This is a genomic window from Lentisphaera profundi (assembly GCF_028728065.1).
GTDB lineage: Bacteria > Verrucomicrobiota > Lentisphaeria > Lentisphaerales > Lentisphaeraceae > Lentisphaera > Lentisphaera profundi.
In genome coordinates this window covers 2,579,975-2,601,575 of record NZ_CP117811.1, presented here as the reverse complement: position 1 = coordinate 2,601,575, position 21,601 = coordinate 2,579,975, and the positions used below count along the sequence as shown (strand labels likewise).

Below are 21,601 nucleotides of genomic sequence, written 5' to 3'. Positions count from 1 at the left end.
GGAAGAAGCCCCGTAATGAGTTCGGAGGATAAAACGATTATTTGTAGACTGAAATCTCATCTAAGTTTGTCAACTTATCTTTTTTAACAATGGTGAGGTTCGGTGCGTAGGACATGCCTGTATCAAATAAATAATTTTGCAGTGTCTCCATGTAATTTGTCTTAAGATTAATGAGTTGAATACGTGAGTCCTCTAGACGATTTTGACTACGGAGATATTCGAGAATGGCCATCTTGCCACTTTCCCAGCGGTCTTTGTAAAGTTCGAGTTGCTCTTCATTAAATTTGATTTCTTGGATCTGTACCTGAATAGATTTATTGAGCTCGTTGAGTGCTCTTTCAAGGCGCCGTAAACTCTGGAGGCGCTGATTATATAATATCTTATAATCGAAGCCATTCTCACGCAAGTTATTTTTGGCAATTTTAAGCTGAGCTATTTCGGCTCGATTGCCCAGTGTCCAATTTAAGTTTACCCCTACGGTAGTTTCTTCATCACCTCTTAAGTTGATATTTTCGTTGGTGTCATTCTCTAGGTTATGTCGAACAAAGAGGCTGACATCAACTGAATTCTTTTCATCTCTATCCTCGAGTTCCCGATCGAGTTTGATACGTGATAATTCAAGATTCAGAAAGTCTTCTGAGTTTTGTTGAGCATATATCATGTCTTCCGCGCTATTGGGTTTAGCGAGTGAGAATTCGAAATTTGTTTCGACTTTAAACTCTTCTTTAGGAGCTAAACCCATAAGAACTTGGAGATTATCAAGTTCATTTTTTAAGTTGACACGTGCTGCAATGACTGAAATTTCATCTCTTGGGACATTGATTTTTGCAGATGAAATATCTAAGGGATCTTCACGGGCAATGGCCATCTCTAAATTCTTTTTAGAAGTTTCTAAACGACGAAGAGAAATGTCGAGAGATTTGCTTATACGGATGAGCCGATAAAAACTATTCATAACATCGCGGACGAGATCACGCTTAGAACGCTTGAGTGAGTTGAGACCAATAAGTTCATCAGTATGTGCATTGCGAATGCTTTTGAGTGAGCTACTGAGGCTACCTCCGCCGAGTATTTGCTTTGAGATAGAGAGAGCAAGGTCGGTATTATCAGTATCGGAATTGCCATTCTGTGAGTGCGCACCAGTTACATTAGCCTCGAAACCTGCAGGGAGAGGCTGATTGAGTCGGAAGGATTGACTATCCGAGCTACCATCAGTTTTAGAGCTCGCGGTTGAACTAATACCTAGATCATAAGCGGAACGTGCAATGGCGGAGTTTTGAACCCGGTTTTCTAAGCTGAGCTCGGAGTTTTTAATAGTCTGTGAATTTTTCACAGCGTATTCAATGATGGTATCAATGCTCCATGTTTTTTGCTGAGCATGAAGGGTACAGGTAAAGAGTAGGATAAATAATAAGTTTTTCATTCGCTTCTCAAGGCTTCCACAGGGTTAAGTTGAGCTGCATTTTTTGCGGGAAAGAGACCGAAAACTAATCCGGTTGACATGGATGCAGCAAAGGAAATAAATAATAGAGGGATAGAAAAAACAACGGGGATATCTAAGGCTGAACAGGTTACAAATACCACTAATAAGGAGAGCAAGACACCAAATACACCTCCTGTTGCAGAGAGAATCACTGACTCAGCTAAAAATTGCATGAGGATATTGTTTTGAGATGCGCCCGTCGCGCGGCGAATGCCAATCTCGCGAACGCGTTCACGGACAGAAGCAAGCATGATATTCATGATGCCAATGCCACCCACTACCATTGAGATAGAAGAAATAATAACTGTTAAAATATCGAGTAGTTTTCCTGCTTCTTCTTGTTGACGAAGGAGGTCAATGGGGATAACGATTTCAAAATCTTTCACGCCGTTATGAAGTCCTTGAATGATTTTAGAAATATTAGCACCGGAGCTAATGAGCTGATTTTCATCTTTAACCTGAAGTTGAATTTCATCTAATTGACTGCGTAATTTTTGTTGATTAATACGGGTTAAGGCCGTGTGTAGAGGAATAATTATATCAGTGCTGGAATCTTTTAAGCCAGACGACTCAAGACCCTTGAGGTTAATATTCTGGTTCTTGAGGATACCCACAATAGTATAAGGTATGCCACCGAGAGTGAGCGTGTTTCCTATGACGGGGGAATCTACTGTAGAGGCAATTCCAGGGCCAACAATACAGACTTTAGACGCAAAGTTTTGGTCAAAAGGATCAAAATCACGCCCCTCACTAAGCTTAAGGTTATTGACCTGTAGAAAATTATCAGCAACAGCACGAACACGAGCTTTCAGGGCATGGCCATCGTTAAGTACGGTCATAGGAGTTTCTCGTACGGCAGAATAAGCTTGGATATCATCTTGCTGGATGAGAGTTTCATAATCTTTGAGACTTAATCCCTGTGAGCCACGTATGCGAGCTTGGTTGAGCTCAGCGTCCTTAAGTGGGAGGTTAGTAAGCTTCACTAAATTTGAGCCAAGAGCTCTAATTTGATCGGCTTGCTTCTTTTTACTACCAAGCGAAAATGAAGACATACAGATGACAGAACTCACCCCAATGATGATGCCGAGCATGGTAAGGAATGAACGCATTTTATGGGGGAGAAGCCCTTCGCGAACACCTGCCATGATAAGTTGCGGTAAACGTATGCCATAGTTTTCTGTGAGCTTTTTTGGCATATCATTGTTAGGAGGAAGGACAGAATGTCCTGAATCATCAATCACTTCACCATCTTTCATGGTTATTTTACGTGTTCCAGTTTCTGCTAACTCGCGGTCGTGGGTAACCATAATAATGGTCTTGCCTTCGCGGTTGAGTTGGTGCAGGATCTCCATGATTTCTTGACCCGTTTTAGAATCGAGTGCACCCGTGGGTTCGTCGGCCATCAGGATATCGGGGTTGTTAACAAGTGCACGGGAAATAGCCACACGTTGATTTTGACCGCCAGAAAGCTCTGTAGGTTTGTGCCCTAAACGTTCACCAAGGCCCATTTTGGAAGCGTAAACTTTTGCGACTTCTAGATTGTCGTCTTTCATCCCGCCCGCATAGGCAAGGGGGAGAGCAATATTCTCTGTAATGGTGAGGTGTGGTAAGAGGTTAAATTGCTGAAAAACAAAACCCACGGTACGATTTCGAAATGAAGAGAGTTCTTCATCCTTCATCTTGGCCACATCAATGCCATTATACTCTAAGCTACCACCATCGGGAGTGTCGAGTAAGCCAAGGATGTGCATGAGAGTAGATTTACCAGAGCCGGAACTTCCGATAATCATGACAAACTCACCTGTCTGAATATCTAAATCTACCCCATCAAGTGCTTTTACAGTTTCTTCACCCATGTGATAATGGCGTTGAAGTCCACGTATTTTAATTAACTGATTACTCATGGTTTCCTCCAGGATAGAGGAGAACTTCATCTCCTTCACTTATGCCATTTTCGATGCTGAAATTAAAGTGATCAAGGACTCGGCCTTCGATGTTTTTACGACCATTGCGAGTTTGCACAAATAGTCCAGTTTCAGTATGAATGATTGCTGAGCGTGGGATAGTGAGGTAAGCGCGCTTGTCTGCAAGCTTGAAAGTCACCGCGGCACTCATTCCAGGGTGGAGTTTTAAGTTGTTTTTATTGAGCTCGATTTTGACATCAAAGAGGTAGACACGACTATCACCATCAGAGCTTTTAATCCAAGTGTTACGATCTTGACCAAGGCCAGAAATACTAGTGACTCGGCCTTTAATATTTTTTTTAGGATAAGCTATAAATTCAATATCTACCGCCATGCCTTCTCTAATTTTATCATAATCAGATTCATTGACGGTACAGTTGACCTCCATTTTCGAGGGGTCCACTATATTGGCAATAATGACGTTTTGACCAATGCTATTTCCCGCTTGGTAAGCAAGGAAAATACCGCCTGCGCTGAAGTCACGCCTTTTTTTGATTTTCAAATAGCCTTCAGAAGGTGATTTGATTTGAGTTTGTACAGCGATTTTTTTCTTGTATTTAAGGTCAGTGTTGAGTGAGTTGATTTTTGCCTTTGTTTCGTCAATCTGATTCTTCAATGAAGCTTCTTTTCTCTTGCGCAATTCAATTTGCTTTTCCAAGGCAACTTGGGAATTTTGGATGTTTTGATCGAGGACTTTGAGTTTATCTGGATCAACGCCTTTCATTAAGGAAGTATTTTGAGTAATCACCTGACGTAAGTTTTCTTTGGCAAGTTTAAGGTTCTTGATATACTTATCGTAAGCCATGATAGAGATGAAGCCTTTTTCATAGAGCTTGGTTTCAATTTTTAACACTCGTTCAGCTTCCGCACGCTTTAGTTTAGAAAGTTCTAAGTCTACCTGCATAGTTTTTACTTCATGAGGATGAGGTTTAGCCTTTTCATAATTATAAATTTCCTCAGATCTTTTTAGTTTGTTGCGATAAGTTCTCACACTCGCATCGTAACTTTTTAGATTGAGCTCAGTAGTGATTTTTTGAAGGTTGAGTGCTCTCTGTAAATTTGCCACCTCATTTTCAAACCCGCGGATTTCATCTAGCATGCGTTTGTTATCAATAGAGGCAATTAATTCACCTTTTTTAACATAGGTATTATTTTCGGTAATACTGAGCAAATTACCGCTACTACCACTGACAACATCTTTTTTAATTGCAGGAGCCACATTGCCGTTCTCAATCAGAGTTTGTCCTTGTTCAGTCATTTGTACGGAGACGTACTTTAAGGCCATTGTTTGCGGGCGATAAATTATTAAAGCAATAGTGATGAGCAAAATTAAAAATATAATGATTTTTTTCATAGTGCCTCGCTCAAGGGTATTTCTACTTTGGCAATGGAGCCTGGTTTAATCAAAAATTTTGCGAGTGAGGGTAATTTAATTTCGTATACAGCAAAGACTTTGCCGCTGGGCTCACGGGAAGAGTAGGGGTCAGTACTTTGTTCAATTTCATCCTCTTGTTCAAAGTTAAACCCTGGTTTCCCAAGCTTGCCGGTGAAGAACTTGCCCTGAATAGAAGGGATGGTGATTTTGACAGTAGAGTTCTCTTGTATCATGGGGAAGAATTTTTCTAGAACTTTAACTTTGACCGTCATGAATTCAGTTTCTGGTAAGGCGAGTATACGTGTCCATGATCGGACTTCAGTACCAACTTCTACTTTTTGAACACCATTCGTCGACCATATTTTTTTGTAGTGTACAGTACCTTTTGTAGGGGCTTTGATCACGAGACTGTCGTATTCCTTCTTGAGGTTATCGAGATTCGTCCTGTGATTACGAAGGATGATTTCTGTATTTTGAAGATAATTTTTATCTTCTTCAATATCAATGGGCATGCGTTGTATGACTTGATCGATATTGTCTTTAGCAAGTTCAAAATCAATTTCAGCTTTTGCGATTTCCGCAGAGCTGGCACCTTTCTCTTCTTCGTCTAAAGCAATTTTTGATTTCTCGAGCTTGAGGACGGTTTCTTCATAGGAAAGCTTGGCTTTCGCCATTTCTGATGCGGAGAGTAGATGAGAGGGTTTAGCTTTAAGACGAGAGTAAAGGAATTGCTCATTATCTAACTGAAGTTTGAGAGCTTTGTAACTGTAGCGCTTACTGATGAGTGTTTTGTTAAGTAGAGGTTTAAGAATAATATCTTTGCTGATTCGTGCCGATTCAAGAGAGTTGTTGAGGCGCAGTTTGTCAAAATTGAACTCATCTTGAGTTTTTTGAAGTTTTGTTTTTGCGGTTTCTACGGATTCTTCACGATCAGCAAGGGTACTTTCGGATTTAATGAGTGTTTCATCAAGTTCGGTAGCATCTAGGCGAGAGAGTACATCACCTTCTTCGACTCGAGTTTCTTCAGGGATAAGCCAAGAAATGGTCGTTTTATCTGAAATATATGGAACAATGACCAAGTTTTCACGAACTGCCGTCATCTCACCGCTGAGAATAAGTGATTTTCCAGTAAATTCTTCACTTTTAGTATCTTCTTGTTTAGGCCAAGGTGCAGATTTTTGGAAGTTGATACCTGCGTATTCTTCTGGATTATTGAAAAAGAAATACTGTTCTTGAAACTCTCCTGATACTGGGTGCATAGTTCCATCATAAGCGAGATAAGTCTTATTATCTTTGTGATGCACTAATGCGGCGGGAGCAGCAAGGCGTGAGTCTTCTTTGGCCTTGAGTGTTACGATGCCCGTCATTCCTGGACGTAGCCATTTAGGGAGAGTCTCAGTCTTGAGCGTAAGTAAGTAAAATTTAACACCAGTGGTTTTAACTGCTTTTCCCCAGCCGACTTTAGTTTGGTAGGCAATATCTTCTGGTGTGGCGGAAATTTTTGTAATCTTGACTTTAAGTAATTCATCAAGACGGCCACTGATTTGAGCATAGCCCGAACTTCCGACTTTAAAATTTTTAACTTTGTTTTCGGGTAAATATGCAGAGAAATAAGTGGAACGAAGGTCGGGAATAGAGGCTAGAGTTTGACCCCAATAAATCGTGCTACCAGCTTCAATCGGAGTGGAAATAGAGGCATATTTCACAAAACCGTCGACCTCGGCTTTTTGGACTAAGTTTTCTAAGCGTTCCTTATATTTTTCTATATCCTTATCAAGTTTATCAAGGTATTTTTCTTGTTTTTTGATTTTTGATTCGGCAATTTTAATTGAGTCCGATAAACTTTTTTGCGAAAATTCATATTGGAGGCTCAAATTCTCAAGTTTGAGTTCTGCTTTTTTTACTAACCTCGGGTCTGCCTTCTCTTGAGTGACGGAGAGTAGTGCTTGTTGCTGTTTGAGACTATTATCTTTGAGTTTATAATTGAGTTCAATGGCGGCATATTCAACGGAAGAAATATAATTTTTGTCAAAACGAATTTTGGCTTTGTCAAGTTCTTCTTGTGCGGCTTCAAAGTCAACTTCAGCCACTCGCAGGCTACTTTTTGCGAGTTTCACATCTTCTTCTTTCGGTAGGTTGCGGAGTGCGCTTAAAGTGACCTCTTGGGTGAGTACGGCTTCTTTGTGATCTTTAATTTCATTTTTTAAATCTTTAATCTTATTGTTGATCTCAAATATCTTATTTTTATAGGTAAGTTCAGAGGCTGTTTTATTGTGGACTTTTTGATCGTAGCGATGCTTGGTACTTTCACTATTGAAACTGAGTACGACATCACCTTTTTTAACCCTTGCGCCATCCTGTAAAACAAAATCAATAACGGAGGTACTCCGACCAGCGTCAAAACTCTGGGCACTTTTTGCCTCAGTCTCGACTCTTAGATTGACCGAAGGTCTATATGGACGCAAAGCAGCTTTTTCTGCAAAAACAGAAAAGCTAAAGATGAATAATATTAGTGAGTATTTGCTGAGCAAGTAAAAGTCCTACGATTGGCGGTGTTTTATGTTAATGACTGATTCTACTTATATATTACGAAAGAAATGGCGATTCCTAACACTTATATGTGTTTATTTTTTATTAAGATGAGCGGTCTATATGATGGCTAATGAGTCCTTATGATATGGTGAAGAAGGTAAAAATCAACTTTTTTTTATGATTTATAGCTCTAAAGAGAGTACACCTCAAATTTAGCTATTGTGACAGGAGAAGAAAAGTTTTACAATACCCAGCTGTATTTAGCTTGGAGATAAAATTGAAAATAGCTCATATTATTACCCGAATGATTATTGGGGGCGCTCAGGAAAACACTTTGCTATCCTGCATGGGACAGGTGAGAGATGGTCACGAAGTTTTCCTCATAACCGGTCCGACTTCTGGTCCTGAAGGGGAATTACTTAAGAAGCATGACACTGAGGGATTGAAAATAATCGAAGTTCCAGATTTGATCCGCAGTATTAATCCACTAAAAGACCTGCGCTGTTACTATGCGCTTCGTCAGATTATTAAAGACGAGAAATTTGACGTCGTCCATACTCATGCCTCAAAGGCGGGGATTATTGGTCGTGCAGCTGCGTGGAAAGAAAAAGTATCTGCGGTCATCCATACAGTGCATGGTCCTCCTTTTCATCGTTATGAAAAAGCGTGGAAAAATAAAATTTATATTGAAAGTGAAAAGTTTGCAGCGAAGCGTTGCCATCAACTTTTATGCGTGGCCGATGCGATGACAGATCAATATGTGGAAGCAGCTGTGGCGCCACGTGAGAAGTTTAAAACGGTTCATAGTGGAATGAATTTGGAGCCATACACAGACGAGCCAGATGTTTGCGGAGTACGCAAAGCCGTTCGAGAAGAATTAAATTTAGCTGATGATGCCATAGTAGTGGTGAAAGTTGCTCGCCTTTTTGAGCTAAAAGGGCACGACTTTCTGCTTGATGCCGCTGAGGCAGTCTGTAAAAAACATCCCCAACTTCATTTTATTTTGGTTGGCGACGGCTTATTACGCTCAGAAATTGAAGCGGATTTAGAGCAGCGTGGTTTGACTGATCGTTTTCGTTTTACGGGCTTAGTTCTTCCTACAGAAGTGCCACGTTATGTTATTGCCGCGGATATACTTTGTCATTTATCTTTGCGAGAAGGCTTGCCACGAGCAGTGGTCCAAGGCTTAGCAGCTGCGAAACCCGCAATTGTCTTTAATCTGGATGGAGCACCTGAAGTGGTGAAGCACAATGTAACTGGCTATCTCTGTGAGGCGGAAAATTTAGCAGATGTTGAAGCTGCATTAGTAGAGCTCTGTGAATCGCCTCAAAAACGTCAAAGCATGGGGCAGGCAGGACGTGATTTAGTTAAGAAATTATTCAGTACAAATCGTATGGTGAAACGCCTTGAAGAAGAGTACGAGATCCTCCTAGGAAAAAGCGCTAAATAAAATTTCAAAGTTTTTTCATAAATGGTATTTGACTAAATAAAGTCCTCATGTATACTTCCGTCGTCTTGAGGCGTCCCCATCGTCCAGAGGCCTAGGACACCGGGTTTTCATCCCGGCGACACGGGTTCGAATCCCGTTGGGGATGCCATTTTTTTTCAAGATTGATGCTTTATGCGTCCCTATCGTCCAGAGGCCTAGGACACCGGGTTTTCATCCCGGCGACACGGGTTCGAATCCCGTTAGGGATGCCATTTTTCTCCAAGAGAAAATATGACATTGCTTACACTCCTCTTTCAGATTATCACAAGAAGTTTATACATTATGTATATGGCTTGATTTTGTATGGACAAAGCGACATATTAGCCTATTATGTTGGCAACTATTTAATATGAAACTAGAAACGGAAAATCGACGTGTTGGACTCAATACAAAGTGCTATCGAAGACCTTAAGCAAGGTAAAATGATTGTGGTTGTCGACGATGAAAATCGAGAAAATGAAGGTGACCTACTGATGGTTGCTGAATTCGCAAATCCTCAGGCAGTTAATTTTATGGCCATGTATGGTCGTGGCCTCATTTGTGCTCCCATGACCCAGAGTCGAGCGGATGAATTACATTTATCGCTAATGGCAGACTATAATGATTGTCCTTATGGTACAGCATTTACCGTTTCTGTTGATGCAAAAAATGATACCACTACAGGCATTTCAGCTGGTGATAGATCGAAAACACTCAAAGGCTTGGCAAATTCCAAGTTTTCGGCAGACGATTTTATGCGTCCTGGTCATATGTTCCCCTTGATTGCAAAACCCGGTGGAGTACTAGAGCGTGAAGGTCATACGGAAGCGGCGGTAGACTTGGCAAAGCTTGCCAGTGCTGAACCCGTTGGGGTCATTTGTGAAATTTTAAACGAAGACGGCACCATGGCACGTCTTCCAGAACTAAAAGTCTTTGCGCAAAAACATGACTTAAAGTTGATCTCCATTGAAGATCTAGTAAAGTTCTTAAAGAAACAATAAAACTAAGGAGCTCAATATGGGCCGCAAAATCGAAGGTCTTCTTACAGGAGAAGGCAAAAAATTCGCTATCGTTACTGCTCGTTTTAACGAACTCATTACTTTCAAGTTACAAGATGGCGCCATTGATTGCTTGAGACGCCACGGTGTAGCCGAAGCAGACATTGATACAGTTATCATTCCAGGTGCTTTTGAGATTCCGGTAGTCGCGGATAAATTGGCAGCAACAGGTAAATATGATGCTGTAATTTGTTTAGGAGCCGTGATCAAAGGCGAGACGCCTCATTTTGATCAAGTCGTTGCAGGAGTTACTTCTGGCGTGGCTCAATTAGGTTTGAAACACTCACTTCCTGTTATCTATGGTGTCCTTACTACAGATACAGTTGAGCAGGCTTTAAATCGTGCTGGTGTTAAAGCTGGTAACAAAGGCTGGGATGCAGCTCTTTGTGCTTTAGATACCTCATCGGTATTAAGCCAGATTTAATAGCTTCAAACATATTTTCAAAAAAGCTCGAGTTCTTAGGACTCGAGCTTTTTTGTGTTTGCCCAACAAAGCTGGGGCGAAAGGAATAGGCGATGTAGCAGGACTAGCCGCCTGTTACCCTAGCAAAGGCAAGGCTTTAGGAATCATCGTGAAGTGATGAGACTTTAATGAGTCCCCCATGTCAAGGTGGGTATTTGTTTAGGGGATTAAAGACGATTTTTTTGTAAAGCGATATAGGACTCTAGCTAAATGAGTATTAATTTATAGAAAATGGGAGAAGTCAATGAAGCAATATATTTTAGGAATCGATCAAGGGACGAGTAGCTCACGAGCTTTTTTGTTTGATGAAGAGTTAAATTGTTTAAGTCAGGCTCAGCAAGAAGTACCCTTAATATATCCCAAAAATGATTGGGTTGAACAAGATGCGGAATTGATTTATTTAAGTGTATGTGAGACAATTGAGCAATGCTTAGAAAGTGCAGGTATTTCAGCTCAAGAAGTTTCGGCCATTGGAATTACCAATCAAAGAGAGACGAGCATTGTATGGGAACGCAGTAGTTCACGAGCGCTACATAATGCGATTTCTTGGCAGTCAAAGCAGACACAAAAAATTTGTGATGGACTTGCGGACTTAGAGGTAAAAAGTAAAACAGGTCTCTTGGTAGATTGTTATTTTTCGGCACCTAAGATTCGTTGGGTTTTAGATCATTGTGATGCGCAAGAGCAGGCTGAGACCGGGGAGCTTTGTTTTGGCACGATTGATACTTGGTTAATATGGAAACTCACTGGTGGAAATTCTCATGTAACAGATTTGACGAATGCTTCGCGAACGATGGCTTTTAACATTCATAAACTGCACTGGGATGCTGAAATATTAACTCGTTTAGATCTTCCCCCAAAATTATTCCCTAAAGTTCTGTCTTCACGAGATAAGTTTGGTTTTGCTTGCGAGGGACCCTTTAAAAATATGTCCGTGCCAATTTTGGCTGTAGCTGGAGATCAACAAGCGGCACTTTATGGTCAAGGTTGTGATCAGCCGGGAATGGTAAAAAATACCTATGGGACGGGATGTTTCATGCTCATGCATACGGGTGAGAAAGCCGTACAATCTGAGTCGGGTTTATTAACGACATTAGCCTGTTCATCGCTGGAGAAGCCCCAGTATGCTTTGGAGGGGTCGGTATTTATCGCAGGAGCGGCCATACAGTGGCTGCGAGATAATTTACAAATCATAGATGAGGCTAAAGCTAGTGGTGAATTGGCTGAAGAACTGAAGGGCAATGGAGGAGTTGTCTTTGTTCCTAGTTTTAGCGGCTTAGGGACTCCCTATTGGAAGTCTCATGTAAAAGGTGGCTGCTTTGGTCTAACTCGAGCGACAGATAAGCGACATATCGCACGCGCGGCACTGGAGGCGATTGCATTTCAAAGTAAAGATTTACTGGAAGTGATGAAGCAGGATTGTGGAAGTGAGATTCATTCTTTACGAGTAGATGGTGGAGCTTGTGCAAGCGATTTTTTAATGCAGTTTCAGGCAGATCTTTTAGGTGTGAGCTTAAACTTACCAGACTTTACAGAAAGCTCAGTTTTAGGGGCCGCGCGACTCGCTTTAGAGGCTTTGACGGGGAGGGAATTTAGTATGGAATCACGTGCAGAGAAAAGCTTTACAGCTCATGCCTGTCCACTGCAAATGAAGGAATTGTATAGTCAATGGCAAAAAGCACTCGATGCCGTGATTACCTTTAGTGAGTAATTTCACAGGGTTTGCCAATTCAAGATTTTAGTTTATAGTGCGAGCCTTTTGACCAAGAGGTCTTTACATCACCAAACTGTCCCGAACTTACGATTCGGCTAACACAAGGAAATTACTATGTATACTGTATGTGCATTATATAAGTTCGTGCGTTTAGAAAACTATCAAGAATTACGCGAACCGCTTCATGAGATAATGGAACAAAATAAAGTTCGAGGAACCTTATTACTCGCCTTAGAAGGAATAAATGGCACGATTGCGGGATCCGCAAAAGGCGTTGAGACGGTGCTCAATTATTTAGAGAATGATTGCCAACTCAAGCCCATCGAATACAAGAATTCATTTAACGAAATAGCTCCTTTTAAGCGTACTAAAGTTAAGCTCAAAAAAGAAATTGTGACCATGGGAGTAGAAGGAATTGATCCTCTACAATCAGTAGGGACATATGTAAAGCCGAGTGATTGGAATGAACTCATTTCCGATCCCGATGTTATTTTGGTGGATACCAGAAATGATTATGAAGTCGGAATCGGGACATTTAAAAATGCTGTGAATCCTAATACTGAGAGCTTTCGCGAATTCCCTCAATATGTCAAGGAAAATTTAGATCCAGAAAAGAATAAAAAAGTGGCCATGTTTTGTACTGGTGGGATACGTTGTGAAAAATCTACAGCCTACTTAAAAGAGCAAGGTTTTGAAGAAGTGTATCACCTCAAGGGTGGTATACTGAAATATCTTGAGGAGGTACCAAAAGAAGATACCATGTGGGAAGGTGAGTGTTTTGTTTTTGATGAGCGCGTGGCGGTTAATCACAACTTAGAGAAGGGTCAGTACGATCAGTGTTTTGCATGTCGCTATCCAATTACTGAAGAAGATAAGCAACACAAACACTATGAATTAGGTGTGAGTTGTGCAGGTTGCTTTGAAAAATTTTCGGATGAACGTAAAGAGCGTTTTGCTGAGCGTGAACGACAAGTACGTTTGGCGCGGGAACGTGGGGAAGAGCATATGGGTGCAGAAGTTATCCAATCGGCAGAAGCACGTCAACAAGCAAAACTAGCTAAAAAAAGCATGATCGTGGACAGAAAAAACGTCAAACACAAAGGAAAGAACAATGAGGTTCGAGAAGGTTAGAACTTCTAGCTCCTATAGGGTGTTACGCCTCCTTAAATGCAGCAGCCCAGAATGGCAAATGAACTCTATAAGCTCTAAAAAATTGATGCCTAAACTTAAGCACAATCGTCCTGAATGTATAGGCTGTTGTTTATGTGCAGAAACAGCTTCAAGTTATTTTTATATGGATGATGAGGGTTTGGCATAAATACATGACTTTAAGCAAGAAGGGGTATTTCAAGTGACTGAAGCCTTTGAGATGGATAGGTCTGAGCTTGAAGAAGCCGTACGGGGTTGCCCAGTCAATATCATTTCTCTAAATTAGATGTAGACAAGGACTAAATCGCGAGGTTAATAAATACTTTATAGAGGTCAAAACCATCGCCGAATTGGTAGCCGATACCAAGTCGGCCAACTTCTAGGAAGCTGAAAGTCCACGGATCCTTGAGCTTTAATGAAAAGCCACCTTCGTAGGTTTGGCGAACATCGACATCTTTCTCGGGGTCATCAGCTTCGAGGGAAAAATTATCAAAATAGACACGCGTCATAGCGTATGCAGCGAGATTAAAATCGTAATCTAAAAAACTACCTTTAATGGGAGTTTCTAGATCGACACCAGTCTGCCAAAAAGTGAGTGTAGATTCAGCATTGTCATCTTCGGATCGGGCTTTTGCCAAGGTAATACGATTAACCCACCAATGCTGGAGTTCATCGCCAAATTGATATTTGAAAGATGAACCCACCGCCGTTACAAGTGTATTCACACTACTATCGAAATCATGAGCGTAACCGAGATCAAAAAAGGGTGCAATGACGAGTTGTTCGTTAATACGAAAACGGTACTCTATACCTGGAATGAAACTCCCTACATTAATAGAGTCGGGAGCTTCGTGATCAGTCATGCTCCAATTATAAATACCGATATTGATGGGAAGGCGTAAGCGTAGTCCCTCACCATCTTCTTGGAAGCGATAGGAAAAGGGGATTTTCATTAAAAAAGCCTGCTCTCCCGAAACTTCATAAACACCACTACCTAAGTAATTCCCAAACGCATAATGAACTGCAGGGGGATAGTCGGCGAACAAGGGGTTTGAACACAGTATAAATATATAAATGAAAAATTTCTTGATACTAATGTTCCTTTTGTGTCTGCTTATTGCAATGTGCTTATTAAAGGAAAGCTATTCAAGTAGAAATGTGTATTTGCTTACTATATTTTAAATGTATTCTAAGCTAGGATTTTGTCACAGGCCTTTCCTTTGAGGAAGAGCGTAGAGTAATTAAAAAAAGCATAGGTTTCAGTAAGTACACAGCGTTCAGGCTCATTAACATCGAGAAGGTAAATTCCACTAAGCCATTCATTGTCTTGACGATAGTCATGTATTTCTTCTATACCTGCATAAAAGCTATAAAGCTTGATGTTATTAATCCATTGGATGTCAAAGATACAGCTCTCTTCTATGTAGTCATTGATTTGATTTTTTATTTCAATAGCTTGAAATAAAAGTTCTTGGTTAGGGCCATTTGAATCACCGGCAATCCATATATCCATAACTTTAGTGAGCTTAGAGTTATTTAGGCTCTGGGTATTTAAACGACAATGCCAGGCATATTTTGGCTGTTGTGGAAAATATTCTTTTAATGCTTTACATGGTTCGTATGAAAAATGAAAGTTATGAATACTGAACATGTGGGACTCCATTTAATTAGGGCATGTCTAAAAATATGGGGAGCTTTACTATTAGTTCTAAAAATAAAATGAATGTCATCTATTGATTTTATCAATAGTTCCATTTGAATTACATATATAAATGTATCTAAAATAAGGTGAGCGAGCTTCACTCACCTACACAAAATTAGTGAGATGACTTGACCCTTTTTTTAACTTTACTCTCTTTGATGGATTCGAGGTAGGCAATGAGGTCACGCAGGTCACTCAGTTTTAGGGCACGAGCAATAGGAGGCATGCCAGAGCTAGGACCTTGTTTATTAGCCACATCCTTTTTCATGATTTTTAAGCTTTCACTTGCGGTTTTAATCTGGTAGGATGTATCATCTTCTTTAAGCAGGATGCCAGCAATCGACTTTCCCCCTTTTGTATTGACAATAAAAGTACCAAAACCCGGTGCGATCAATTTATTAGGATGAATGAGTGATTCCATGATCGTATGCGGATTTTGTCGAGTACCAATACCATCTAATGCGGGACCTTGAGCACCTCCTTTGCGATTGATTTGATGACACTGAAGACAGGCACCTTGTCCTTCGAAAATAGTTTTCCCCGAATCACTATTTCCACCAGAAGTAGTGAGATTGTAGGCATTGTCAGCAGTAGAGTCAAACTTTGCGATCAGTGTTTTGATGGTAGATGAATCAAGTGTTTTCATTGCGAGGTAAAGATCAAGAAAAACTTCGGGAGGAAGTACTTCTTTCTTCTGGGCCCATATTTGAGCTAATTGTGGATGAAGATCAGAGTGCATGGCAAGACCTTTGATGATAGCTCTTGATTGAGGGATATTTTTTGTACTTAAGTACTTGTATTTAAGTTGGTTATAGTTCGTTAATTTATGTGCGTAAGAAAGTTCAATGAGGCGACCTTGGAGTATCTCATTCTTTTCTTTTTTAAGCATCACGGGAATGTATTTAATATACTTGGGGTCTTGTGATAAAAGGGTATTGAGGGCAGAGATACGAATATTAGCAGGTGCTTTGGTATTATTAACTTGCGCTAAGAGAGTTTTTGGAGATAAGGGTAATTTAATATCCTGAGCAAGTTTTAGCGCTAAGTCTAAAATTTTGCCATTACTATCTTCTAAGACTTGTGTGAGGCCTTTGCTGATAGTAGGGATGATATTGATATTCCTTTTTGTAGTCGGTCTATAAAGAGAAAAAATGGGGTCGTTCTCAGGAGGCTTAGACCAGCGACTAAGAGCGCGTAAAGCAAATTCTTTAATCTGTTTATCACTTTTCGGGTTATTGACAATCGCAATGGTGTTACTAGCATTTTGAGCAGTGCCGAGCCACATATTAGAGAATAATATTCTTCTTTGAAGAGGAAGCGAATAATTGCCGATATTATGACTTTCTACCGCGAGTGCGGGCATGGCTGCCATAATCTGCTTATCGTAAATGGCCCGAATGGCTTCTTCGCGAATAGTTTTATTTTCATCTTTGACAAATTTTGCGAGTTCCGCAGACTCCAGTTCACGTAAGACTAATACCGCAGCGAGTCTTAGTTCGGGATCCTTATTATTTACTTGCATAATGGCACCATCTTGATCCTTGAGGCGCGCAAGAGCACGTACACTGATATGGCGGATGATATGCTCTTTGCCCTTATTAGTGGCGATGAGTTTCCAGAGTGCGGGTTTAGCTTTCTCGGTGCCAACTTTTCCCAAAGCAATAGCCGCTTTAAGTTTAACGCGTTGAGAAGGGTCGGATAGAGCTTGAATGAGTAGAGCTTCATGACTTGGCGAACTCGTGAAGTCTCCAAGACTTTGACAGATATGTTGACGAATAATGGTTTTTTTATCATTTATGAATTGAGTGATAAATGGGGCAGTTTCTGCAGTTCTAGCTCGCTGTAATTGAGCAAGGCCCCATAAGCCGTGCAATCTTTCTATGGTGCTGTCGCCCTTTTGGAGAGCCGTTTTAAGTGCACTAATATTTTTTCTTTTGACTAATTCAAATTGAGCATATTGGCGAACACGCATGTCGGGGTGTGTGAGCAGTTGTTCAGGATTTTGAACTTTAGAAAAACCCTTAGCAAAGAGTTTTTTAGTTTGTTGCACAGAAGCTTTTGCTGTTCCCTCGGGGTATTCGATGAATTGTATACTACCACGATCATTTACAGACCAGCCACCACCAAAATCTGCAATATAAATTTTCCCGTCAATGCCTAGGTTTACATCTGATGCAACGATTTGACTGATGACTGGGTCAGCCACATCAGTTTTGAATGATGCCCCCTTTTCGGAGAACTTAAAGCGAATGATATTGGAGCGTGCAGTACTGGCACGAAAATTTGAGACAAGAAAGCTATCTTGCCATTCGCTGGGGATACCTTCACCAGTGAGGTAAGTAATTCCAGAGGGGCCATTTTGAAAATTACTGAGGGGGGGAGATACCAAAGTGGTTGTTTGGGCTGTTGTGGTTTGAACATCTGGTCTTCAATCCAAGGAGACATACCATTGAATTCGGAGTGATCTAGGCGCGATCGATATTGGTGAAGACCTTGGTGTTCCATATACCAGCCAGAATCACCACTTTCAACGGCATATACAGCGCGAGCACGATCACCGATATCACCCGTATTATCAAAGGTGAAGAGGTTGCCGTGTTTATCAAAAGCAATTTCTTGAGGATTTCGCAAGCCAAAATGGAAGACTTCAAAATTTGTTCCATCGGTATTACAGCGAAAAATGGCACCTCGATTGGGAGCAGAAAATTTCTTGCCTTCTTTACTGGTAACGTTATAACCTCGGTCACCTACAGACCAATAAAGTCTACCATCAGGGCCTACTGTAATGCCATGCATATCATGACCCATCATACTAAGGCGTGGTCCAAATCCACTTAGTAGTTTTTCTTGCTTGTCTGCGATACCATCGTTATTGGTATCTGTGAACTTCCAAAGGTGAGGGATACAAGTAAGGTAAATTGAGTTCTCATGTTCTATCGCAGAAAATGCAATTCCATCAGCGGTGTTTCTCATCATGCCATCGGCAAACTCTGTGCGCTTATCAAAAATACCGTCGCCGTTAGTATCAGTTATTTTAGCGATGCGTTCACTATGACGATTGAAATAAGCTTTACCAGTTTTTGGATCATTTTCCATCATGGCAATACGTTCTTCAACAGTAGTATTTTTAAAGTCTTGTTGAGTAAATTGCTTAGCTCCACGAATATCTACAATTTGACCATTTTTTTGTCGTGGAGATTCTACGATGTAAAGACTGCCATCATGTCCTAGCCCAAAGCTAGTCATGTTTTCGACTAGTGGCTTCGCGGCAATTTTACCACTTTTAGTAAATTTCGGATTGTTCACTTTGCCAGTGAAATCTTGCATTTTATAATCGTTTGCACAAAGAGGGACGATTGAGCAAAGCGAGCTGAAAATAAAGGTGTGAAGCAATTTAAACATCATTTGATCCGGTTAAAAATTATCATGTAATTGTATACTACATAATAATACGCTGCGACTAACAGGAAATTATTTCTTTTGGAATGATTTTATTATTTTCACACAGGAGTAATACAAGTATTTGTCGTAATCATACAGTCGGTTAGTGTTGATTATCTACGCAGAAGGTATGAAGGGAATGAATTTTTAGATTAAGAGCAAGAAAAAAGCGAGAAGTGATTCTCGCTTTTATTGTAAACTTCAGCTTTTTTCGTCAATCAGTATTTGCAGATCATTGTGATCGAAGGAGTAACGCGTTGAACAAAAATGACAGCTAACTGCAATTTCTTCTTTCTTATCTCTCGATTCAATGAGTTCCTCGAGATTTAAGGTACGTAAAGCACCAAAAGTTTTTTCTTTGCTACAATTACATTGGAACACGGGTGTAGGGCAGGAATGAATGGAGTATTCTTGGTTACTTTCGTCTTCATCAAAGAGTAATTGAATGAGTTTTTCAACATGATTATCAAGTTCAGGCGCAGTATCAAGTAAGTCTCTAAATGCAGCAGATTTCATTCTTTGGCGAGCACGGTCAAGTTTCTCTAGATCACAGCCAGGAAGTGCCTGAAGAAGGAATCCTTGGCATAAGCTCACGGGATTTTCTGGATCAGGGCGAAAATTAGTTGCTACAGTGAGTTCAGTTTCTACTTGTTCAGAAGTCGAAAAGAAAAAACCAAGATCATCACTGAGTTCTAAGAGCTGTGCTTCTGTGGTAGATGAACTAATTAAGATCTTACTAGAAGAGCGAACTACCGAGATTTGACCATTTTCACCATAAGCTTGAGCTACACTTGCTGTAGCAGTAGCTAAATTAGTATTGGTAATTAAGCCTCGGACATCAGAATTTGCCCCTACATCAACAACCATCTTACCAATAGGGCCATCGTATTGCCAGCTGATAGTGAAACGATGATCATCTTGTAGTAAAGGGGAAATGAGTAAGCCAGTGCCTAGGGCGCGACACAAGAGTAAGCCTGAAACAGGATCACAGTTATGTTTGATAATGCCCGTTTCAACAGCTTTTGTGGCATGAACGGCGCTAAAGCGCGCGTTCAAGCCTTCGACAATACCCCTGTAAAGGAAGTCGTTCATTTACTTCGCAGCGACCATTTCGCTGGCAGCTTCGTACATCTTGTCAAAGAGGTCAGCTAAATGGCTTTCTTCAGTACATGAGAAGGCAACACGAATATTTGCAGCTCCAATAGATATAGTACCAATGCCTTTGTTTTTAAGTAAGTATTGACGGTACTCATTAGCATCTAAGCCATGCTCGAGCTTCATCGTCATGAAATAGCCAGAGTTATACGGGTAAGGGCTGAAGTATTCCGCAAAACGACTATCAGAAAGGACCTCTTTTACTTTTTCGTAGCGAGCTTTCATAATATCGAATTTTTCTTGCTTCTGGCGCGCATAATCACTATTACTAAAAGCTTTGAGGACAATGCGTTGAGAAAGGTGGGAGATATTAGAAACAGTTGCGCGAATTGCACCACCTGTTTTTTGCTCAAGTGCTTTAAGGCCAGCAGTTTCTAAACCTTTCGCCGCATAAGTAAGGAAGCCACAACGTAAGCCCCAGACATAATCTTCTTTAGTGGCGCCATCTACTTTTACGGCGAGTACACGCTCGTGAAGATCGGAAAAATAACCAAAAAGTGATTCTTTGAGGACGTCTTCTTCGAAAAAGAGTCCGAAGTAAGCATCATCACAGAGGACGACAACATTTGTACCTGTGTCAGCAACGGCTTTAACTGCGTCTAAAATACCATCCACGTCTTGCTTTAGAACAGAGTAGCCAGTTGGGTTATTTGGGAAATTGAGAATGGTAGTGATCTGATCTTTGCCTTTAGCGGCTTTGAGAAGAGTTTCTTTGTAGCTCTGGCTATTGAAAGTACCGTCTTCATTGAAGAGCGTGAAGAATTCCATGTTGACGCCAAGAGTCACATTAAAATAGAGGTTGTAGTTACCCCAAAAGTGATCTGAAAGAACGAGCGTTTCACCTGGATTCATAAAGAGTGAGCCAGCGAGAGAAATACCATGTGTAAGGGCATTAGTCACAACTGGTGAAGATGCCACTTTGCCAACCATGGAAGGATTTTTCTCTAGCTGGAGTTCTTGCCACTTGTTACGAAGGGCAGGAAGACCTGGAGAAGGTGCATAGGGGAGGTATTCCGCATTTTCGATATCGTTAACTTGTTCAGTAATAGAATCAAGTCCCATAGCCTTGCCGCCTTCAGTAGCAATACCAATAGTTGCATTATAGAGATGGGCATCTGCCTTAGCTTCAGCACTTTGAGCTAATATTCCAGCAGAGGGGAAGAAAATGCGTTTACCGTAATCGGAAAGCATTTCAAGTACATGGGGGTTTGATGCAGTAATTTGCTCATTGAGTTTCGCAGCGAGAGGGCTCATACTTAAATCCTTCTTTTAACTATAGTTTATAAAATTTCGCGCTAATCTAATACCATTTTTTAGATTTATAAGTGAAATAAGGAGGCTTTTAAATTAAAGTTTCCAATATTATTAAAAAAAAATTAATAGTTTTCTATGGATATAGGTAAATAATTGGTAATCATGTGTTTGTACGAGCTTGATTCGCGGACTACAAGATTTATTATAATAACTATTAATGTTAATAAGTTCGCAGGCTTATCATGAGTACAAACATAGGAAAAAATTCAGTGAGTAGAGATTTTATAGACCACCAAGTTGTGGAAATGCAGAAACACAAATGGTTAGAGTCAGAGAAAGCGGGTGCCGATTTAGGCGAACAGGCTTTACTTGAATGGGTCGATAAATATTACGACAAATTTTCTAAAGCGTATTTTTCTGGAAAGCTAGTTTAACTTTTTTACTTAGTCATCTTTATAGATAGCATTGCAATTATCTTCCGGTTTTGGAAACCATTTGACCAAGAAATCTGAGCATTGCTGAGGTTTAACGGGCTGAATGGTACATTGATTTTTCCCTTCTAAAAATATACATGAGTTATCTTCACGAGAGATAAGTGTAAGTCCTTTTCTATCAGGGCGCAGTTGGGTATATTTATCTAAAAAACTTTCTTCGTCGATATTGAGAAAATTTGCGATAGTCGCAATTTCCGCATCATTCACTTTGACGATGCCGGGCCAGCGACAACAATTGCCACAACGTTGGCAGTTCCATGTACCCATTAATTAATCTCTTAGTTTATTATTAGCAGGCTAAAGCCTGTGCTACATACGGAATTACTGATTCTCATTTAGCATAAAAAAG

The 21,601-nt window shown here is 40.5% G+C and carries 16 protein-coding genes, 2 tRNA genes and 1 pseudogene; 8 read left to right on the top strand and 11 right to left on the bottom strand.

Annotated features, from left to right (window positions below):
- Positions 1-37: 37 nt before the first annotated feature.
- Genes PQO03_RS10655 through PQO03_RS10640 form a run of 4 tightly spaced genes read right to left on the bottom strand, consistent with a single transcriptional unit; the run spans position 38 to position 7,353 of the window.
- Entirely contained in the window at positions 38-1,423 is a 1,386-nt protein-coding gene (locus tag PQO03_RS10655; protein ID WP_274150247.1) for a TolC family protein, read from the bottom strand.
- Positions 1,420-3,387 carry an ATP-binding cassette domain-containing protein gene (locus PQO03_RS10650; RefSeq protein ID WP_274150246.1) on the bottom strand — a complete coding sequence of 656 codons (1,968 nt, stop codon included), beginning with the start codon at positions 3,385-3,387 and terminating at the stop codon, positions 1,420-1,422. Before PQO03_RS10650 ends, PQO03_RS10655 begins: the two co-directional genes overlap by 4 nt.
- Entirely contained in the window at positions 3,380-4,801 is a 1,422-nt protein-coding gene (locus PQO03_RS10645; protein ID WP_274150245.1) for an HlyD family secretion protein, read from the bottom strand. The genes PQO03_RS10650 and PQO03_RS10645 overlap by 8 nt, the downstream gene beginning before the upstream one ends.
- On the bottom strand, positions 4,798-7,353 hold the full coding sequence (locus PQO03_RS10640; protein WP_274150244.1) for an HlyD family secretion protein: 2,556 nt from the start codon (positions 7,351-7,353) through the stop codon (positions 4,798-4,800). The genes PQO03_RS10645 and PQO03_RS10640 overlap by 4 nt, the downstream gene beginning before the upstream one ends.
- 278 nt (positions 7,354-7,631) lie before the next feature.
- Between PQO03_RS10640 and PQO03_RS10635 the strand changes: the two genes are divergently transcribed.
- The 7 genes and pseudogenes from PQO03_RS10635 (at position 7,632) to trhO (ending at position 13,188) form a co-directional block, all read left to right on the top strand.
- Entirely contained in the window at positions 7,632-8,804 is a 1,173-nt protein-coding gene (locus tag PQO03_RS10635) for a glycosyltransferase family 4 protein (RefSeq protein ID WP_274150243.1), read from the top strand.
- 72 nt (positions 8,805-8,876) lie between these two features.
- Positions 8,877-8,952: transfer RNA gene (locus PQO03_RS10630), tRNA-Glu, on the top strand.
- Positions 8,953-8,979: 27 nt separating this feature from the next.
- Positions 8,980-9,055, top strand: a tRNA-Glu gene (locus PQO03_RS10625).
- 210 nt (positions 9,056-9,265) lie between these two features.
- A pseudogene (ribB, locus tag PQO03_RS10620) lies at positions 9,266-9,808 on the top strand (3,4-dihydroxy-2-butanone-4-phosphate synthase); the annotation flags it as partial.
- Positions 9,809-9,839: 31 nt separating this feature from the next.
- On the top strand, positions 9,840-10,304 hold the full coding sequence (gene ribH, locus PQO03_RS10615) for a 6,7-dimethyl-8-ribityllumazine synthase (RefSeq protein ID WP_274150241.1): 465 nt from the start codon (positions 9,840-9,842) through the stop codon (positions 10,302-10,304).
- Between the two features lie 283 nt (positions 10,305-10,587).
- Positions 10,588-12,054: a glycerol kinase GlpK gene (glpK, locus tag PQO03_RS10610; RefSeq protein WP_274150240.1), complete on the top strand. Its 1,467-nt coding sequence runs from the start codon at positions 10,588-10,590 to the stop codon at positions 12,052-12,054.
- A 111-nt stretch (positions 12,055-12,165) separates the two neighbouring features.
- Positions 12,166-13,188: an oxygen-dependent tRNA uridine(34) hydroxylase TrhO gene (gene trhO / locus PQO03_RS10605; RefSeq protein ID WP_420792863.1), complete on the top strand. Its 1,023-nt coding sequence runs from the start codon at positions 12,166-12,168 to the stop codon at positions 13,186-13,188.
- Between the two features lie 317 nt (positions 13,189-13,505).
- Here trhO and PQO03_RS10600 read toward each other — a convergent pair whose 3' ends face one another.
- The 6 genes from PQO03_RS10600 to PQO03_RS10575 form a co-directional block, all read right to left on the bottom strand.
- Positions 13,506-14,159, bottom strand: coding sequence for a hypothetical protein (locus PQO03_RS10600; protein ID WP_274150238.1), 654 nt, complete (start codon positions 14,157-14,159; stop codon positions 13,506-13,508).
- 236 nt (positions 14,160-14,395) lie between these two features.
- On the bottom strand, positions 14,396-14,857 hold the full coding sequence (locus PQO03_RS10595) for a hypothetical protein (RefSeq protein WP_274150237.1): 462 nt from the start codon (positions 14,855-14,857) through the stop codon (positions 14,396-14,398).
- Positions 14,858-15,023: 166 nt separating this feature from the next.
- Positions 15,024-16,880, bottom strand: coding sequence for a HEAT repeat domain-containing protein (locus tag PQO03_RS10590; protein ID WP_274151826.1), 1,857 nt, complete (start codon positions 16,878-16,880; stop codon positions 15,024-15,026).
- 191 nt (positions 16,881-17,071) lie between these two features.
- Entirely contained in the window at positions 17,072-18,235 is a 1,164-nt protein-coding gene (locus tag PQO03_RS10585; protein ID WP_274150236.1) for a DUF7133 domain-containing protein, read from the bottom strand.
- Between the two features lie 315 nt (positions 18,236-18,550).
- Positions 18,551-19,441 (bottom strand): Hsp33 family molecular chaperone HslO, encoded by an 891-nt coding sequence (locus PQO03_RS10580; protein ID WP_274150235.1) that lies wholly within the window; start codon positions 19,439-19,441, stop codon positions 18,551-18,553.
- On the bottom strand, positions 19,442-20,758 hold the full coding sequence (locus PQO03_RS10575; RefSeq protein ID WP_274150233.1) for an aminotransferase class I/II-fold pyridoxal phosphate-dependent enzyme: 1,317 nt from the start codon (positions 20,756-20,758) through the stop codon (positions 19,442-19,444).
- A 242-nt stretch (positions 20,759-21,000) separates the two neighbouring features.
- Between PQO03_RS10575 and PQO03_RS10570 the strand changes: the two genes are divergently transcribed.
- Positions 21,001-21,192: a hypothetical protein gene (locus PQO03_RS10570; protein WP_274150231.1), complete on the top strand. Its 192-nt coding sequence runs from the start codon at positions 21,001-21,003 to the stop codon at positions 21,190-21,192.
- A gap of 9 nt (positions 21,193-21,201) precedes the next feature.
- Here PQO03_RS10570 and PQO03_RS10565 read toward each other — a convergent pair whose 3' ends face one another.
- Positions 21,202-21,519, bottom strand: a complete 318-nt coding sequence (locus PQO03_RS10565; RefSeq protein WP_274150229.1) for a YkgJ family cysteine cluster protein — start codon at positions 21,517-21,519, stop codon at positions 21,202-21,204.
- Between the last annotated feature and the right edge of the window lie 82 nt (positions 21,520-21,601).